14 protein-coding genes and 1 riboswitch are annotated in these 16394 nt (G+C 56.0%); of the genes, 8 read left to right on the top strand and 6 right to left on the bottom strand.

Translation table 11 applies throughout. The features are described from left to right. The first annotated feature begins 127 nt into the window (after positions 1 to 127). The 4 genes from ACOT0L_RS17120 (at position 128) to ACOT0L_RS17105 (ending at position 5028) form a co-directional block, all read left to right on the top strand. Positions 128 to 688 carry a fimbrial protein gene (locus ACOT0L_RS17120; RefSeq protein WP_022649431.1) on the top strand — a complete coding sequence of 187 codons (561 nt, stop codon included), beginning with the start codon at positions 128 to 130 and terminating at the stop codon, positions 686 to 688. Between the two features lie 76 nt (positions 689 to 764). Next, positions 765 to 3212, top strand: coding sequence for a fimbria/pilus outer membrane usher protein (locus ACOT0L_RS17115; RefSeq protein WP_126503812.1), 2448 nt, complete (start codon positions 765 to 767; stop codon positions 3210 to 3212). Positions 3213 to 3221: 9 nt separating this feature from the next. Beyond that, complete coding sequence (locus ACOT0L_RS17110) at positions 3222 to 3983, top strand: fimbrial biogenesis chaperone (RefSeq protein WP_023298622.1); 762 nt, start codon at positions 3222 to 3224, stop codon at positions 3981 to 3983. Then, complete coding sequence (locus ACOT0L_RS17105; protein WP_046620788.1) at positions 3967 to 5028, top strand: type 1 fimbrial protein; 1062 nt, start codon at positions 3967 to 3969, stop codon at positions 5026 to 5028. Before ACOT0L_RS17110 ends, ACOT0L_RS17105 begins: the two co-directional genes overlap by 17 nt. Before the next feature lie 44 nt (positions 5029 to 5072). Here ACOT0L_RS17105 and ribB read toward each other — a convergent pair whose 3' ends face one another. Next, positions 5073 to 5726 carry a 3,4-dihydroxy-2-butanone-4-phosphate synthase gene (gene ribB / locus ACOT0L_RS17100; protein WP_003862538.1) on the bottom strand — a complete coding sequence of 218 codons (654 nt, stop codon included), beginning with the start codon at positions 5724 to 5726 and terminating at the stop codon, positions 5073 to 5075. Positions 5727 to 5831: 105 nt separating this feature from the next. Beyond that, positions 5832 to 5982, bottom strand: a riboswitch (FMN riboswitch). A gap of 120 nt (positions 5983 to 6102) precedes the next feature. On the opposite strand from ribB, the gene ubiK reads away from it, so the two are divergent. Continuing rightward, positions 6103 to 6399, top strand: coding sequence for a ubiquinone biosynthesis accessory factor UbiK (gene ubiK, locus ACOT0L_RS17095; RefSeq protein WP_000566823.1), 297 nt, complete (start codon positions 6103 to 6105; stop codon positions 6397 to 6399). A gap of 114 nt (positions 6400 to 6513) precedes the next feature. Here ubiK and hldE read toward each other — a convergent pair whose 3' ends face one another. The 3 genes from hldE to ACOT0L_RS17080 are packed head-to-tail and all read right to left on the bottom strand — an operon-like array spanning position 6514 to position 12163. Further along, entirely contained in the window at positions 6514 to 7944 is a 1431-nt protein-coding gene (hldE, locus tag ACOT0L_RS17090) for a bifunctional D-glycero-beta-D-manno-heptose-7-phosphate kinase/D-glycero-beta-D-manno-heptose 1-phosphate adenylyltransferase HldE (RefSeq protein ID WP_015571898.1), read from the bottom strand. A gap of 40 nt (positions 7945 to 7984) precedes the next feature. Beyond that, on the bottom strand, positions 7985 to 10840 hold the full coding sequence (glnE, locus tag ACOT0L_RS17085; protein WP_022649435.1) for a bifunctional [glutamate--ammonia ligase]-adenylyl-L-tyrosine phosphorylase/[glutamate--ammonia-ligase] adenylyltransferase: 2856 nt from the start codon (positions 10838 to 10840) through the stop codon (positions 7985 to 7987). Positions 10841 to 10861: 21 nt separating this feature from the next. Further along, positions 10862 to 12163 carry an inorganic triphosphatase gene (locus ACOT0L_RS17080; protein ID WP_126503814.1) on the bottom strand — a complete coding sequence of 434 codons (1302 nt, stop codon included), beginning with the start codon at positions 12161 to 12163 and terminating at the stop codon, positions 10862 to 10864. A 237-nt stretch (positions 12164 to 12400) separates the two neighbouring features. Here ACOT0L_RS17080 and ACOT0L_RS17075 point away from each other — a divergent pair, with 237 nt between their 5' ends. Together ACOT0L_RS17075 and ACOT0L_RS17070 are read left to right on the top strand one after the other, a co-directional pair. Continuing rightward, positions 12401 to 13021, top strand: a complete 621-nt coding sequence (locus ACOT0L_RS17075) for a TIGR04211 family SH3 domain-containing protein (RefSeq protein ID WP_126503816.1) — start codon at positions 12401 to 12403, stop codon at positions 13019 to 13021. 60 nt (positions 13022 to 13081) lie between these two features. Then, complete coding sequence (locus tag ACOT0L_RS17070; protein ID WP_126503818.1) at positions 13082 to 14323, top strand: multifunctional CCA addition/repair protein; 1242 nt, start codon at positions 13082 to 13084, stop codon at positions 14321 to 14323. Between the two features lie 13 nt (positions 14324 to 14336). Here the strand turns inward: ACOT0L_RS17070 and bacA are convergent, their stop codons facing one another. Both bacA and folB read right to left on the bottom strand, forming a co-directional pair. Next, positions 14337 to 15158: an undecaprenyl-diphosphate phosphatase gene (gene bacA, locus ACOT0L_RS17065; RefSeq protein ID WP_003862545.1), complete on the bottom strand. Its 822-nt coding sequence runs from the start codon at positions 15156 to 15158 to the stop codon at positions 14337 to 14339. Between the two features lie 106 nt (positions 15159 to 15264). Further along, complete coding sequence (gene folB / locus ACOT0L_RS17060) at positions 15265 to 15633, bottom strand: bifunctional dihydroneopterin aldolase/7,8-dihydroneopterin epimerase (RefSeq protein WP_063149085.1); 369 nt, start codon at positions 15631 to 15633, stop codon at positions 15265 to 15267. Between the two features lie 107 nt (positions 15634 to 15740). On the opposite strand from folB, the gene plsY reads away from it, so the two are divergent. Then, positions 15741 to 16355: a glycerol-3-phosphate 1-O-acyltransferase PlsY gene (plsY, locus tag ACOT0L_RS17055; RefSeq protein ID WP_022649440.1), complete on the top strand. Its 615-nt coding sequence runs from the start codon at positions 15741 to 15743 to the stop codon at positions 16353 to 16355. The last annotated feature ends 39 nt before the right edge of the window (positions 16356 to 16394 follow it).

Raw genomic sequence — 16394 nt, 5'->3', positions numbered from 1 at the left:
TAATTAAAAGCACCTACAAATATATTTAAGTCACGTTAATCGCGTATTCCCACCCCAATCCGTATACTTTGCAAGTATTCTGAAATTAATATTCACATTATGAATCACTCTGAAAAAGGATATTTCCATGTATATGGGTAAGAAATTACTGTTAGCAGCGGCTATGGCTGGCATTGTGTCGGGTTCTGCTTTTGCTGAAGATCAAGGCTCTGGCAAAATCAAATTCAAAGGTGTTGTTATTGACGCACCGTGCAGCATCGCACCAGACAGCGTTGATAAAGAAGTCGATCTGGGTGAAGTGACTACGGCCGTTATCAACGCCAACAAAAAATCCACGCCGGTTCCGGTCGATATTAATCTGGAAAACTGCCAGCTTGACGATCCGGCAGACGAAACCGACACGCCAATTACCAAAGTGGATGTGACCTTCACCAGCGCAGCGACAGACGCGACAGACACCAGCCTGATGAGTAACACCTATGCAAGTGGTGCGCAGAACGTGGGTGTACGTCTGCTGGATAATGCGGAGGCTGCTATCACGCTGGGAGAATCCAACGAGGTTGAGTTGCTGGCAGGATCAACCACCCAGACGCTGCATTTCAAAGCGGTTATGGAAGTCCCCACGGGTAAAACTGCGACGGCAGGCCAGGTTGAAGCCACGGCTAACTACGTCCTGTTGTACAAATAATTCTGTTACGTCACAGTATTAGCCGACTGGTAATTCATGCCGGTCGGCATCCTTTATATATTCGAGTAACAGGATGATGACATACAAATTACAATGGATAATCATCATTGCATCCCTGTTAATGACGAGACTTACCTCTGCCACTGAATTTAATATAAACGCCATCGATAAAGATCAGCGCGGCAGCGTCGATTTATCACGTTTTAAAGATCAAATATCGGTTACGCCGGGAAGCTATTTCGTTACCGTTTCAGTTAATGATATTCCGCTGGCAAATGGCTGGCTCCTTCGCTGGAGAGAAATAAATAACGCGGTTCAGGTGTGTATTCCTCCCGAACTGGCCGATACATTTGCGTTACAGGATGAGGTTCGTCACGCTTTGCCAGAAAAAGAGGGATGCGTTGATTTCGCCGCCAGACCAGACATCAGATTTACGTTTGAGCAAGATAGCCAATCCCTGAATGTGACGATCCCCCAGGCATGGCTGCAATACCGTGCGGTGGACTGGATGCCGCCATCCACCTGGGACAACGGCGTGCCGGGCGTACTGCTGGATTACAATCTTTTTGCCAGCCATTATCAGCCCAATAGCGGCAGCAGCAATAATAACGCCAATACCTATGGCACCGTCGGTGCGAACATGGGCGCGTGGCGCCTGCGAAGCGATTACCAGTACACGCGAAGCGATACTGAAACAGGCTCAGAGCAGGATGGCCGTTTTTCACGCATTTATATGTTCCGCCCTCTGCCCTCAATCGGAGCGAAACTGACGCTGGGTGAAACGGATTTCCAGTCCGCAATTTTTGACGCCTTTACCTATACCGGCGCATCGCTAATCAGCGAAGAACGTATGCTGCCATGGTCGCTGCGCGGCTATGCCCCGCAGATTACCGGGATAGCGCAAACCAACGCCACGGTGACCGTAAGCCTTGCCGATCGCGTGATTTACCAAAGTAAAGTGCCACCAGGCCCGTTTGTTATTCAGGATCTTAACCAGTCGGTTCAGGGCACGCTGGACGTCAAAGTCACGGAAGAGGACGGCCGCGTCAGCACCTTCCAGGTCTCTGCCGAGTCCGTGCCGTTTTTAACGCGCAAGGGTCAGGTTCGCTACAAGTTCGCGGCGGGTAAAGCGCGCCAGGGTGCCTCCCATGACGTTGAAGATAACGCCTTCATGAGCGGCGAATTTTCCTGGGGCATGCTGTCACACACCTCCCTGTATGGCGGCACGCTGACTGATGGCGACGGTTATCGTTCCGTCGCTGCCGGGATCGGCCAGAATATGGCCTGGCTGGGGGCGCTCTCTTTTGACGTCACGCAGGCCACCAGCCAGCTGCCACACCAGCGCAGTCAGACGGGTTACAGCTATCGCATTAACTACAGCAAGCGTTTCGATACCACCGGCAGTCAGCTTACGCTTGCCAGCTACCGCTACTCAGACCCCCAGTTTTTGAGCTACGCCCGCTACCTTGATTATGACGACGGTGACCGCCAGTCGGAGAAACAAACCCTGAGCGTGACGGCAAGCCAGTACATTTCAGCGTTATCCCTGAACCTGTACGTCAACATGCTGCGTCAGACATGGTGGAATGATTCACCTTCCACGACGACCGGCAGCATCACGGCGGGCTACAACTTTGATATGGGCCGCTGGAAGAACCTCGGCGTAACCCTGTCCTGGAGTAAAACGCATTACGATGAGGAAGACGAAAGTGACGATACTCAGTTCTATCTCTCGCTCAGCGTACCGCTCGATCCCGACCATCGTCTTAACTATGACCTGCGTAACAGCGACACGCTGAGTCATAACGTGTCGTGGTATGACACGTCGGATCGCAATAATACCTGGGGCGTTTCCGCAGGCGCGGAGAGCGGGAAGCCAGATTCCGGCGCGCAGGTCAGCGGGAATTATCAGCATTATTCTACGTACGGCGATCTCAATCTCTCAGGCAGCTATAAAGCTGACGAATATAACTCCCTCAGCGCGAGCTGGAGTGGTTCCTTCACCTCAACGGCGAAAGGCGCCGCGCTGCACCGGCGCAGCTACGGTAATGAACCTCGTGTGATGGTCAGCACCGACGGGGTAGGCAATATCCCGCTGAACATGTCGCGAGATGAGACCAACCGTTTTGGCATCGGCGTTTTACCGTCATTCTCCAGCTATTCCCCCTCCAGCGTGCAGGTCAATCTGAACAACCTCCCTGATGGCGTGGACGTAGACAACCGCGTCGTGACCTCAACCTGGACTGAGGGAGCCATTGGTTATCGTCAGATTGCCACGCGCGCAGGTAAGGACGTGACAGGCGTTCTGAGAATGTCATCAGGAGCGCCACCTCTCGGGGCGATTGTTCGCCTGGAAGCAAGCAATTTGCAGGTTGGGATGGTGGCCGATGAAGGCCGCGTCTGGCTGGCCGCCGTTGAGCCAGAACAGCAGTTTCGCGTGACATGGGGCGACAACCAACAGTGTCGCTTCTCGTTACCTTCTCACTTAGAAAACAGTATGCAGTTGATACTGCCGTGTCAGTAAGAAATCATCATGAAATTAACGCCGTTTAAAAGCCTGTGCCTGATGCTAACCAGCACAGCATTTGCTACCCACGCAGCCATTAATCTGGACCGCACGCGCATTGTTTTTCCAGAAAGCGACAAGGCCAGCAGCCTGAAAGTGGACAATCAGAGCAAGGTGCTACCTTATCTGGCGCTCTCCTGGATTGAAGATGAAAAGGGACAAAAAGAAGATACGCACTTTATGGCGCTTCCCCCCATTCAACGTATCGAAGCGGGCACCTCGTCGCAGATAAGGATTGTTAAACAAGCCGCTACTCGCCAGCTGCCAGGAGACAGGGAATCGCTGTTTTATTTCAACCTGCGTGAAGTACCGCCAAAAAACACCAGCGCCAGCGAGGAGCGCAGCGTGATGCAGGTAGCAATGCAGAGCCGAATTAAGCTGTTCTGGCGTCCAGAAGCGATTAGCAAAAAATCCGGCGAACTGACTGAAATGCGAATGGAAATTTCCGCCAACGCGAATGGGCTCACGGTCCACAACCCTACGCCGTACTACATCACGCTGGCGTGGCTGAGCAAAAATGCTAAAACCATGCTGCCGGGTTTTGACAGTCTGATGATTGCGCCTTTCGCCACGGCAACCGCGTCTACCGGCGATTACCACGGTAGTTATTACAGCATCGGCTATATCGACGATTACGGTGCCCTGAAAAAAGTCGACGTGCAGTGCACCGGAACGGCGCAATGTAAACTTACCGAACGGAAAATCGATAAAGATGCGAAAGCTCGCTAGTGTCCTGCTTACATTGCTGCTTTCAGCGCTACCTTTGGAAGATGCGATGGCGCTTAACTGTTATCTGGGTGGCTCTGGCGGTTCCGTCGAGGAGACAAAAACGATCTCCCCCTTTGCCATACCCAGCAACGCCCAAATTGGCCAAAAAATATGGGAGTCTGATGACATTAAGATTCCGGTGACGTGTGACAACAACGTCTCGAGCAATTTTAAGCCGGAAGATGTCTTTGCCTGGGTAAACCCTTATCCTGCCGCAACCGATCCCTACTATGAACTGGGCGTCACCTATGAAGGCATAGATTACGATGCCACAGGCCAGCCCAACGGCGTGGATACCCGCCAGTGCCTGGACAACAACAACATCACTATTTACACCCCTGCTCAAATCCGCCAGATGGGTTGGGAGAATCGCATTTGCTCTGGTAATCCGGATGATATCCATATTTCGCGCACGTTCGTCTCGCGATTACGACTTTTCGTGAGAATAAAGGCTGTGCCGCCGCATGGCTATGTCAGTTCGCTCAGCGATTACATCGTTGTGCAATTTGACGGTAAGGGTGGCGTTAATCAGATGGCCGACGCGAAGAACCTGAAGTATCACATCAACGGGCTGCAAAACATTACGGTCCTTGATTGCGGGGCGACGTTTAGCATTTACCCTGAGAATCAGGAGATCGACTTCGGCACCTTCAGTGCGCGCGACATTGTGAATCAGCAGAAGCGTATTCGCACGTTTTCAATTCGAACCACCAAAGTGCAGGATGCCCAGTGCTCGGACGGATTTAAGATGGACTCGTCATTTTACACAACCGAAACGCTCAGCGCAGACGACACCGCGGTACTGATAGGGAATGGGTTAAAGCTGCGTATTCTTAACGGAACGGAGCCTTACACATTCAACCAGTACAAGGAATACGCCGATTTTACGGGCGATATGATGAATCTTGAGCAAAACTACACGGCTGAACTTTCGCGGGATGAAGGAAAAGCGATTCAGTCCGGGCCGTTTGAAACCGTGGTACTGTTCAAAATTAACTACCACTAGAAACAAAAAAGCCGGGTTTCCCCGGCTTTTTCACATCAGCATGTTCAGCTGGCTTTACGCTCATGCGCCCGGCGGTATTCAACCAGATCTTCAATCGTCACCACTGGCATATTGTGCAGACGCGCAAAGGTGATGCACTCCGGCGCGCGCGCCATGGTGCCATCATCGTTGGTCAGTTCGCACAGCACGCCTGCGGGTTTGAAGCCAGCCAGCGTCACCAGATCGATGGTCGCTTCGGTATGACCACCACGGGTCAGCACGCCGCCCGGCTGCGCGCGCAGCGGGAAGACATGACCAGGGCGGTGCAGATCGGAGGGTTTTGCACCATCAGCAATCGCTGCACGCACGGTAGTCAGGCGGTCAGCCGCCGACACCCCGGTGGTGACGCCATGTGCCGCTTCAATGGTCACGGTGAAGCCGGTACCAAAGGCGCTGGTGTTGTTTTCAACCATCATCGGCAGATCAAGCTGCTGGCGACGGTCTTCGGTGATGCACAGGCATACGATGCCGCTACCGTGACGGATGGTCAGCGCCATCTGCTCAACGGTCATGTTCTCGGCGGCAAAAATCATGTCGCCTTCGTTTTCACGGTTTTCATCGTCAAGCACCATCACACCGCGGCCTTCGCGCAGTGCATCCAGTGCATGTTCAACACGTTGAGTTGAAGTGCCAAAAGAGGAAAGTAGCGTCTGATTCATGGTAAAAAAACCTCATTAACTTTATGGTTACCAGAATCAGGGCAGTCTTAGGAGCGCCGTACAAGCGGCAAAAAAATAACGTGAGCGGGCCTTGCCCGACTGGATCGTTACTCTCTCCCATCCGGACTCTAACCGTCGGCCCCGGAATTACACCGGATCTGCTGACCTTTGAGAATTCACCCAAAGCGCTCGCGGGCTTTCAGCGTTAAGCTGATTTACCGCCGGTGGGGAATTTCGCCCCGCCCTGAGAATAAGCGAGATAACTATAACGCTATTGATTACCCTGGGCAATGCATAAGCTTCAAACAATTTTGTTTAACCCGCGGCATGACGCGCTACAATAGGCACTAACACCTTTTCATCAAGGGAAACGACAATGATTGACCCAAAGAAAATTGAGCAGATCGCGCGTCAGGTTCATGAGTCCATGCCGAAAGGTATTCGTGAGTTTGGTGATGACGTTGAGAAGAAAATTCGCCAGACGTTGCAGGCACAGTTGGTTCGCCTTGATTTAGTCAGCCGCGAAGAGTTTGACGTGCAGACGCAGGTGCTGCTGCGCACCCGCGAGAAGCTGGCGCTGCTGGAACAGCGTCTGAGCGAGCTGGAGAGCCGCAATGCGCCGGAAGAGGTGAAGCCAGCGCCAGCTATTCCACCGGTGGATGACCAGGCATAGTGCGGCCTGTTGTGCCCGGTGGCGGCTACGCCTTACCGGGCCTACATGAACGCGTAGGTCGGGTAAGGCGCAGCCGCCACCCGACATAAAAAAACGGGCCAACTGGCCCGTTTTTTACTGACTGTCTTTCTGGATCTTCTTAATGATGTTAGTGGTTGAACACCCGTCCTCAAAGTTGAGCACCATCACTTCACCGCCATTCGCCCAGACCTCTTCGCTACCTGCGATTTGCTCTGGCTTGTAATCACCGCCCTTCACCAGCAGGTCAGGCAGAATTCCGGCAATCAGGCGCTGCGGAGTGTCTTCTTCAAATGAGACCACCCAGTCCACCGCTTCCAGCGCGCCGAGCACTATCATGCGCTGCTCCAGCGGGTTCACCGGACGCGTTTCACCCTTCAGTCGTTTGGTTGAGGCATCGCTGTTGACCGCCACAATCAGGCGGTCGCCCAGCTTGCGCGCATTCGCCAGATACGAGACATGACCCGCATGCAGGATGTCGAACACGCCGTTCGTCATCACCACTTTTTCACCGCGTTTGCGCGCGGCGGCAACGGCCACTTTCAGCTCGTCTTCGGTCATGACGCCAAAGCCGGTATCCGCACGCCCACGCACCGCATTTTCCAGCTCGATTGGCGAAACGGTGGAGGTTCCGAGTTTACCGACGACCACGCCCGCCGCGGCGTTCGCGAAGTAGCACGCTTCTTCCAGGGAGTTCCCCGCCGCCAGCGTCGCTGCCAGCACGCCGATCACCGTATCACCGGCACCGGTCACGTCGTACACTTCCTGCGCCTGAGTTGGCATATGCAGCGGCGCCTTGCCCGGTTGCAGCAGCGTCATGCCCTGTTCGGAACGGGTCACCAGCAGCGCAGACAGCTCGAAATCAGCGATGATTTTCATGCCGCGCTCAACCAGCTCTTCTTCAGTTTTGCACTTGCCCGCCACCGCTTCAAACTCAGAGAGGTTGGGCGTCAGGAGGGTTGCGCCGCGATAGCGCTCAAAATCGGTGCCTTTCGGGTCGATCAGCACCGGAACGCTGGCTTTGCGCGCCAGCTGGATCATGGTCTGCACGCTCGCCAGCGCACCTTTGGCATAATCAGACAGCACCAGCGCGCCGATATTGCCCAGCGCCTGGCTAATGCGCTCATGCAGCGGCTCAGGATCAACGCCTTCGAACCCTTCTTCAAAGTCGAGGCGGATCAGCTGCTGGTTACGCGACAGCACGCGCAGCTTGGTGATGGTTGGGTGGGTCGGAACAGAAACGAAGTCGCACTTCACGTTCACGTCCGCCAGCGACTGGCTCAGCGCACGCGCCGCATCGTCAATGCCGGTCAGGCCCACCAGCCGCGAATGCGCGCCCAGCGAGGCTATGTTCATCGCCACGTTTGCCGCGCCGCCTGGACGTTCTTCAATGGTGTCGACCTTAACTACCGGCACCGGCGCTTCCGGAGAGATACGGCTGGTCGGCCCATACCAGTAGCGATCCAGCATCACATCCCCGACAACCATAACTCCAGCACGTTCAAACTCTGGCAGTGTTACTTTCATTCCTGACTCCAGAAAGATTCACAATTTGCGCGCGATAATATCACACTTGTTTTGTTACGCACGGTTCCACCAGCCACTTCTGCCAGCTTGCGGTCACCTGCGCGCGTTCATCGGTGAAACCGTCCAGCGCCACATGGCCCGGCTGTTCCTGTAAGGCCAGATGGTGCAGCTCGTCACGCAGCGTGGTGTAGGCGCGGGTTAATGCCTGCGCCTCCTGCTCATCCATAATGTCGTTCTGCGCCAGCAGTTCCAGTATGCGCACGTTATCCGACCAGCGGGTCAGCTTCGGCTTATCGTGCGCGTGCAACAGCACCAGATACTGAGTGATAAACTCAATATCGGTAATCCCGCCCTCATCAGCTTTGATATCAAAGCGATCGCGATGTTTGTTGCCAAGGTGCGCGCGCATTTTCTCACGCATTTCCCGCACTTCGGTTTGCAGCGTACAGCCTTCGCGCGGGGTCGTCATGACCGCCTTGCGGATCGCATCGAACTGCGTTTTGAGCTGCGGATCGCCGTACACCACGCGGGCGCGCACCAGCGCCTGATGCTCCCACGTCCAGGCTTCGTTCTTCTGATAGTCGGCGAAAGCCTCCGTGGAGGTAACCAGCATGCCTGCCGCGCCGGACGGGCGCAGACGCGCATCCACTTCATACAGAATGCCGGATGAGGTGCGAGTGCTGAACAGGTGCATGATGCGCTGGGCCAGGCGCAGGTAGAACTGCCGCCCGTCGATTTCACGCTCACCGTCGGTCATCACGTCAACCGGACAGTCGTGGAGGAAAATCAGATCCAGATCGGAGCTGTAGCCCAGCTCCCAGCCGCCCAGCTTGCCGTAACCCACCACCGCAAAACCGCGGCCTTCACGGTCAGCAAGGTGCTTCGGCTGCCCGTAGCGGGCCACCATCTGCACCCACGCCTGGTGGACCACCGCGTCGATGATCGCTTCCGCCAGCCAGGTTAAGTGATCGCTCACTTTCATTACCGGCAGGGTACCGGCGATATCTGCCGCCGCCACGCGCAACATCTGTGCCTGCTTAAACTGACGCAGCGCCTCAAGCTGTTGCTCTTCGTCCTCTTCCGGCACGCGCAGCAGATACTGACGCAGCTCGTCGCGGTAAGCATCCGTCGCCGTCGGCTGATAGAGCGTATTCGGGTCGAGCAGTTCGTCGAGCAGCAGCGGATAACGCGCCAGCTTGTTCGCCACCATCGGGGAGGCGGCGCAAAGGGAAATCAGATGCTTCAGCGCGCCGGGAAACTCACTTAACAGTTCAAGGTAGGTGGTACGCGTGACGATCCCGCTCAGGAGCGGCATCATGCGCGACAGCGGCACCGGCGCATCCTCGCGGGAGCAGACATCGCTCAGCAGATGCGGCATCAGATGATCCAGCACCTGACGACCGCGCGGGCCAATGGCGCGTTTGTTCAGTTCGAGACGGAAATCAGCAATCAACGCCACCACGCGATGGCGGGCATCGTCGCTTAAGTGCGCCAGCACCGGCGTGGTGTCATCTTCCTGAAGCGCGTCCTGCCACAGTTCGCGCCAGTGCTCGGAGAGCGCATCGTCCTGCGATTCACTTTCGTCGTCGCCGATCAGATCGTTAAAGATGCGGCGCACGCCCGCCATATGCGCTTCCAGCCGTTCCGTCAGCGCCGCCCAGTCATCCACCCGCATCCCCCAGGCCAGACGCGCCCGGTTCAGCTCATCGCCCGGTAACGTCTGGGTCTGTTCGTCGTTGATACTTTGCAGCAAATTTTCCAGACGACGCAGGAAGAGATAAGCGTCACGCAGCGTTTGCGCATCGCCTTCCGGCAGCAGATGCAGCTGATCGATAGCGCTTAGCGTTGGCAGCAGCGAGCGGGATTGCAGAGAAGGTTCGCGCCCGCCGCGTATCAGCTGGAAGACCTGGACGATAAATTCGATCTCACGAATGCCGCCCGCGCCGAGCTTGATGTTGTCCTTCAGGCCACGGCGACGCACCTCGCGGGCAATCATCCCTTTCATATTTCGCAGGGACTGGATCACGCTAAAGTCGATGTAGCGGCGGAACACGAACGGGCGCAGCATGGCGCGCAGCTCGTTGGCGTAGGCATCGTCGCTGTCGCCCATGATCCGCGCTTTGACCATCGCGTAACGCTCCCAGTCGCGCCCCTGCTCCTGGTAATAATCTTCCAGCGCGGCAAAGCTCAGCACCAGTGGCCCGCTATCGCCAAACGGACGCAGACGCATGTCCACGCGGTAGACAAAACCATCCTGGGTGGGCTGATCCAGCGCCTTAATCAGCCGCTGGCCGAGGCGGGTAAAGAACTGGGCGTTGTCCAGCTCGCGACGACCGCCGCGCGTGGTGCCGTTCTCCGGCCAGGCAAAAATCAGGTCGATGTCTGAGGAAAAATTGAGCTCGCAGCCGCCCAGCTTGCCCATCCCCAGTATCAACAGCGGTTGCGGAACCCCGTCTTCGCTGCACGGCGTGCCCCACTCTTTACAGCAGGCGGCGTAGAGCCAATCCCGCGCGGCGACGATCAGCGTCTGCGCCAGCTCGCTCAACTGCTGCAAGGTGCTCTCTTCACTCACCAGCTCCAGCGCCTGCGCCCAGGCAATGCGTACCATCACCCGGCGGCGGAACTGACGCAGAACGCGCATCAGCGTGGGTTCATCTGCCACCTCTGCCAGCGCGGTTTGCAGCCAGCCAGCATAATGCCGCCACTCGTCAGCCTGCGGCGGCGCGCTTTCCAGCGCTGCCAGCCAGTCCGGGTTAGCGCTGACGCTCTCCTGCACAAAATCACTGAACGTGAGCACGCTTTTCGCCTGCTCGCTTAACGATGACGCGGGTAACGACTCAGGCAGGCGTTCACAAACGGTCTGCCAGTGCTGCTGTAACTGCGAAGAAAGCGGCATATCAGGGGTTCCTTGCCAGAATTAACGTTTTCCGCTGTGCAGCCAGTACGGATCCTGCGAAATGGCCTCGTTGCGGAAATGCTCGATCTCAATCTGCTGACGGGTCTCGATGGCATGCTTAAGCCCCTGCCAGTTCTCCAGCCAGGCCTGCGCCTTCACGCCCTCATACGCACCTGACAGCAGCAACATGCTGTCGATGTTACGCGCCAGGCGGGGAAGCTGATCGCCATACTGGTCGCCCAGCGGATGCGCGAAGGTGGTTCGCAGCTCGGCCGCGTGACGGGAGAGGTGGATATCCGCAAAACGTTTGAAGTTTTCCGCGATTTTAGTCTGCCCTTTCGCATCGAGGAAAATGCGCCAGCCGCGCGTCACCAGAAATTCGGTCAACGCCAGTTTCGCGCTGGCGTTTTGCGAGCTGTAGATCGCCGTTTGTGCCGACACGTCAGAAAGCATCAGCGTTTCGGTTTGAGTGAGCAGATCACGTAAGTGAGCGCTGGCTTTACGCGGTACAATACCGCCGAACAGCGCCAGGGTGTGACGCACCAGCCCCATAGCAGCGAGCACCTGTTTTTTGGCATTTTTCACGTTACGCGCCCACAGCTCCTCGTGGTACTGCCACTGAGAGAGCGCCAGCTCCAGCGCCGCTTCCATGCCCTGCTCAACGGAGGCTTTCGGCACAACGCGCAGAATCGGGGTTTCTCGCAGCACGCGCGGCGCATTCCCGGCGGCCAGGTGATAGCCGCGCGCCGCTTTACTCAGGCTGCCCTGACGCAGGCCAGGCTGGTTTACCAGCTTGCGCGCCAGCTTCAGCACGTCGCTCGCATCGCCTTCCAGCAGTTCAAGCTCCAGCTCGCAGATCGGCTCCTGCTCTTCACCAGCCTTAATTTCACCCCGATCAAACGCGATCTCAATGCGGCTCTTGCCTTCCGTCACCAGCCATTTCTCGCGCCAGAAATCGGTGCTGAACAGCGGTTGCGCCTCTGCCGACAGCGTTGCGGGTAGCGTCCCTTCCGGCCACACTTCCGCCGGAAAACGATCCAGCTCAAGTTCTGGCTTACTGATGTCGATATTGTATTCCGGACGCTGGTGCAAACCGCCCACCACGCGACCGGCGATTTTCATCGTCATCTCGTAGCGCCCGTTCGCACCACGGATGCGCAGGCCCATATCGTGGCTGCGCAGCCAGTTGTCCGGCGTTTCGTAATAGATGTTGAGCAGCTGTACGGGTTCATGGTGCTCGCCGGACAGCGTGTTCAGATGCTGGCGGAGCGCGTCAGCGCTGTCTTTTTCGACGATAAACTTTAATTCGATCTCTTGTGCCATAGCCTTGTACTTTTGCGTGCGTCACAGACGCGTCGATGAAGGCGAACTTCCTCGCCATTTGTTTGTCAGTACATAGTATTTTGCGCCAAATTGCCACGCAATGAGCAATTTGACGGGCGTAAAAGTTTAAAGCGGTGGAAATCATGACACAGATGATTCCGATTGATGATGAATCCTTTGCGTAGCGACACTGATACCACTACTATCGTTCCACTTTTTATGAAAATAACGACTGATATGCTTAAATTACGCCTGATTGGACTTACTTTACTCGCTTTAAGCGCCGCAACCGCGGTCCACGCTGAAGAGAAACGTTACGTTTCTGATGAACTGAATACCTGGGTACGCAGCGGCCCTGGAGACAATTATCGCCTCGTGGGTACGGTAAATGCCGGCGAGGAAGTGACTCTGCTGCAAACTAACGCAGACACCAATTACGGTCAGGTTCGTGACAGCTCTGGCCGCACCTCATGGATCCCGCTGAAAGAGCTAAGCACAGTGCCAAGCCTGCGCACCCGCGTGCCGGATCTGGAAAATCAGGTGAAAACCCTGACCGATAAGCTGAACAACATTGACGGTACCTGGAACCAGCGCACCGCAGAGATGCAGCAGAAAGTGGCGCAAAGCGACAGCGTGATCGCCGGTCTGAAAGACGAAAATCAGAAGCTGAAAAACGAGCTGATCGTCGCACAGAAGAAAGTAAACGCCGCTAATCTACAGCTGGATGACAAACAACGCACCATCATCATGCAGTGGTTTATGTATGGCGGCGGCGTACTGGGCGTCGGTCTGGTGCTGGGTCTGGTGCTTCCTCACCTTATCCCAAGCCGTAAACGTAAAGACCGCTGGATGAACTAACTCGTCTTCTCTGCCACACTTACGTATCATCTTGCGAAAAGAGAAAACGGGAGTGTTGGCGTGAAGAGTTATCTGGTCGGTGGTGCGGTACGTGATGCGTTATTAGGTCTGCCGGTCAAAGATAAAGATTGGGTCGTGGTCGGTGCCACGCCCGAAGCGATGATTGACGCGGGCTACCAGCAGGTAGGCCGCGATTTTCCTGTGTTCCTCCATCCGAAAAGCCGCGAAGAGTACGCCCTGGCGCGTACCGAACGGAAATCGGGTTCCGGTTATACCGGCTTCACCTGCTATGCCGCGCCGGATGTCACGCTGGAGCAGGACTTACTGCGCCGCGATCTCACCATTAACGCCCTGGCGCAGGACGAAAACGGACATATCATCGACGCCTACGGCGGCCAGAACGATCTGCGCGATCGTCTTTTACGCCATATTTCCCCCGCCTTTTCTGAAGATCCGCTTCGCGTACTGCGCGTGGCGCGTTTTGCCGCCCGTTATGCCCATCTGAGCTTCCGTATCGCCGACGAGACGATGGCGCTGATGACGGCCATGACCGACGCGGGCGAGCTGGAACACCTGACGCCAGAACGCGCCTGGAAAGAGACCGAAAACGCCCTGACCACCCGCAACCCACAGGTCTTTTTCCAGGTTCTGCGCGACTGCGGGGCGCTGAAAGTGCTGTTCCCGGAAATAGACGCGCTGTTTGGCGTGCCCGCCCCGGCGAAATGGCACCCGGAAATTGATACCGGCATTCACACCCTGATGACGCTTAGCATGGCCGCTATGCTCAGCCCTGAAGTGGACGTGCGCTTTTCCACCCTCTGCCATGACCTCGGCAAAGGTTTAACGCCAAAGGAGTTGTGGCCACGCCACCACGGGCACGGTCCGGCTGGCGTAAAGCTGGTTGAAGGGCTTTGCCAGCGCCTGCGCGTGCCGAATGACATTCGCGATCTGGCAAAACTGGTCGCCGAGTTCCACGACCTGATCCACACCTTTCCGATCCTGAAACCCGCCACCATCGTCAGGCTGTTCGATAACATCGACGCCTGGCGCAAGCCGCAGCGCGTGGAGCAAATTGCGCTGACCAGCGAAGCGGACGTGCGCGGCCGTACCGGGTTTGAAGCGTCCGATTATCCGCAGGGTCGTTTGCTGCGCGAGGCGTGGGAAATCGCAAAAGCGGTGCCAACGAAAGAGGTGGTGGAGGCAGGGTTTAAAGGCCCGGAGATCCGCGAAGAGCTGACGAAACGGCGGATTGATGCGGTTGCGGCGTGGAAGGAAAAACGTTGCCCTCAGCCGAAAGACTGAGGGCGGTCGGTCATCAGAAGAAGACCACGTACACGGCAGCCGCGACGATAAAGCGGTAGATCGCGAACGGAATAAACGAGATACGCTTAATCAGTTGCAGGAAGGTTTTGATGGCAATCAGCGCCACGATAAAGGCGGTGATAAAGCCCACGGCGAACATCGGAATGTCGCCTACGGTCAGGAAGCCGATGCTTTTGTAGAGATCCAGTGCGGTGGCGCCCATCATCATCGGTACCGCCAGCAGGAACGAGAACTCAGACGCCGCGTAACGGCTCACGCCCATCAGCATCCCGCCGGAAATGGTTGCCCCTGAACGGGAGAAGCCCGGCCACAGCGCCAGACACTGGAAGCAGCCAATCATAAACGCCTGGCGATACGTCATATCGTCCAGACCTTCTGCACGCGGGGTTTTTGGCTTCAGTACTTCGGCGGCAATCAGCAGGAAGCCGCCGACAACCAGCGCGTACATCACGTTAATCGGGTTGAAAAGCGATTTTATGGTGTCGTGGAACACCAGCCCCAGCACCACCGCCGGGATCATCCCCAGCAGAATATGAATCAGCGTCAGGCGCCCCTTGCCCTCTCCTTCACGCTGCGGTAAACGCCCGAAGTGGATGCCGATCAGACCAAACAGACGACGCCAGAACATGACGACCACCGCCAGAATAGAGCCCAGTTGAATCACCACCTCAAACGTCTTTGCGGTATCGCCTTCAAAGCCCAGGAGATGGCCAACGATAATCATATGGCCCGTACTGGACACCGGCAAAAACTCCGTCAATCCTTCGACCACACCCAGAATTGCCGCCACCAGCAGCGAGTGCATATCGCTCATCTATAAACCCCTAAAAAGATATAAAAAAACGGTGTCCCACGCGGACAACCGTGAAAGATACAGCTTTAAGACCGATATAACCTAAAATGGTTTAGCAATTATGACGTTAAATCTTTCCTTTCAGATTTGTGCCACGCTCGATAATCACGCCCACATTGGCGGCGCGCGCCACCGCGCCCGGCTTGCTTAGTTTGATGCGCACCCACGGGGAGTTAAATTTGCTCAGTAGCAGGTCTGCTACCTCTTCCGCCACGCGTTCCACCAGCGCAAATCGTTGCCCTTCCACGTGGCCGATGACCGCTTCACTGATGTCGGCGTAGCTCAGACAGTCATTCACATCATCGCTTTTTGCTGACTTGCGGTTATCCCAGCCCATTTCGATATCGAACACCAGTTTCTGCTCGATGGTCTGTTCCCAGTCGTAAACACCAATTGTGGTGATTACCGAAAGTTGCTCTATAAATACAATATCCATCACGACCTGCCTGCTTTTTGGCTAAACCGGATACCACTTCCGGCGAATTATGCGTATTATCCACAGATGCTGAGAATACAGATACATTTTCAAAACGGAACAGCGTTATGAGTGCAATCGCGCCTGGAATGATTATCCTCGCCTACCTTTGCGGCTCAATCTCCAGCGCCATTCTGGTCTGCCGCATCGCCGGGTTGCCTGACCCGCGTGAAAGTGGTTCCGGGAATCCGGGGGCGACCAATGTACTACGAATTGGCGGCAAGGGAGCAGCCGTAGCGGTTTTGATTTTTGATGTTCTGAAAGGAATGCTCCCCGTCTGGGGTGCGTATGCGCTGGGCGTCACACCCTTCTGGCTGGGGCTGATTGCTATCGCCGCCTGCGTCGGCCATATCTGGCCCGTTTTCTTTGGTTTTAAAGGCGGTAAAGGCGTTGCAACCGCGTTTGGCGCGATTGCGCCGATCGGCTGGGATCTCACTGGCGTGATGGCGGGCACCTGGCTGCTGACCATCCTGCTGAGCGGCTATTCATCGCTGGGCGCCATCGTCAGCGCGCTGATCGCTCCGTTTTATGTCTGGTGGTTCAAACCGCAGTTTACCTTCCCGGTATCGATGCTCTCGTGCCTGATCCTGCTGCGTCATCATGACAACATTCAGCGCCTGTGGCGTCGCCAGGAAACCAAGATCTGGACGAAGCTCAAGCGTAAAAAGAAAGACGCTCAGTAAACCGTTCGTTATGCCTTATAACCAAATGTGATTTTTGTC

The sequence above is a fragment of the Enterobacter cloacae complex sp. XAL002 genome (assembly GCF_049236805.1).
In the GTDB taxonomy this organism is placed as follows: domain Bacteria; phylum Pseudomonadota; class Gammaproteobacteria; order Enterobacterales; family Enterobacteriaceae; genus Enterobacter; species Enterobacter intestinihominis.
The sequence above is the reverse complement of the archived record's forward strand: the minus strand, read 5'-3'. Positions and strand labels throughout refer to the sequence as shown.

Bases quoted from the DNA above. Each gene is read 5' to 3' on its own strand.
- ribB (WP_003862538.1), bottom strand. From the start codon at position 5,726: ATGAATCAGACGCTACTTTCCTCTTTTGGCACTTCAACTCAACGTGTT.
- ACOT0L_RS17080 (WP_126503814.1), bottom strand. From the start codon at position 12,163: ATGGCACAAGAGATCGAATTAAAGTTTATCGTCGAAAAAGACAGCGCT.
- ACOT0L_RS17115 (WP_126503812.1), top strand. From the start codon at position 765: ATGACATACAAATTACAATGGATAATCATCATTGCATCCCTGTTAATG.
- glnE (WP_022649435.1), bottom strand. From the start codon at position 10,840: ATGCCGCTTTCTTCGCAGTTACAGCAGCACTGGCAGACCGTTTGTGAA.
- ACOT0L_RS17075 (WP_126503816.1), top strand. From the start codon at position 12,401: ATGCTTAAATTACGCCTGATTGGACTTACTTTACTCGCTTTAAGCGCC.
- plsY (WP_022649440.1), top strand. From the start codon at position 15,741: ATGAGTGCAATCGCGCCTGGAATGATTATCCTCGCCTACCTTTGCGGC.
- ACOT0L_RS17120 (WP_022649431.1), top strand. From the start codon at position 128: ATGTATATGGGTAAGAAATTACTGTTAGCAGCGGCTATGGCTGGCATT.
- hldE (WP_015571898.1), bottom strand. From the start codon at position 7,944: ATGAAAGTAACACTGCCAGAGTTTGAACGTGCTGGAGTTATGGTTGTC.
- folB (WP_063149085.1), bottom strand. From the start codon at position 15,633: ATGGATATTGTATTTATAGAGCAACTTTCGGTAATCACCACAATTGGT.
- ubiK (WP_000566823.1), top strand. From the start codon at position 6,103: ATGATTGACCCAAAGAAAATTGAGCAGATCGCGCGTCAGGTTCATGAG.
- ACOT0L_RS17110 (WP_023298622.1), top strand. From the start codon at position 3,222: ATGAAATTAACGCCGTTTAAAAGCCTGTGCCTGATGCTAACCAGCACA.
- ACOT0L_RS17105 (WP_046620788.1), top strand. From the start codon at position 3,967: ATGCGAAAGCTCGCTAGTGTCCTGCTTACATTGCTGCTTTCAGCGCTA.
- bacA (WP_003862545.1), bottom strand. From the start codon at position 15,158: ATGAGCGATATGCACTCGCTGCTGGTGGCGGCAATTCTGGGTGTGGTC.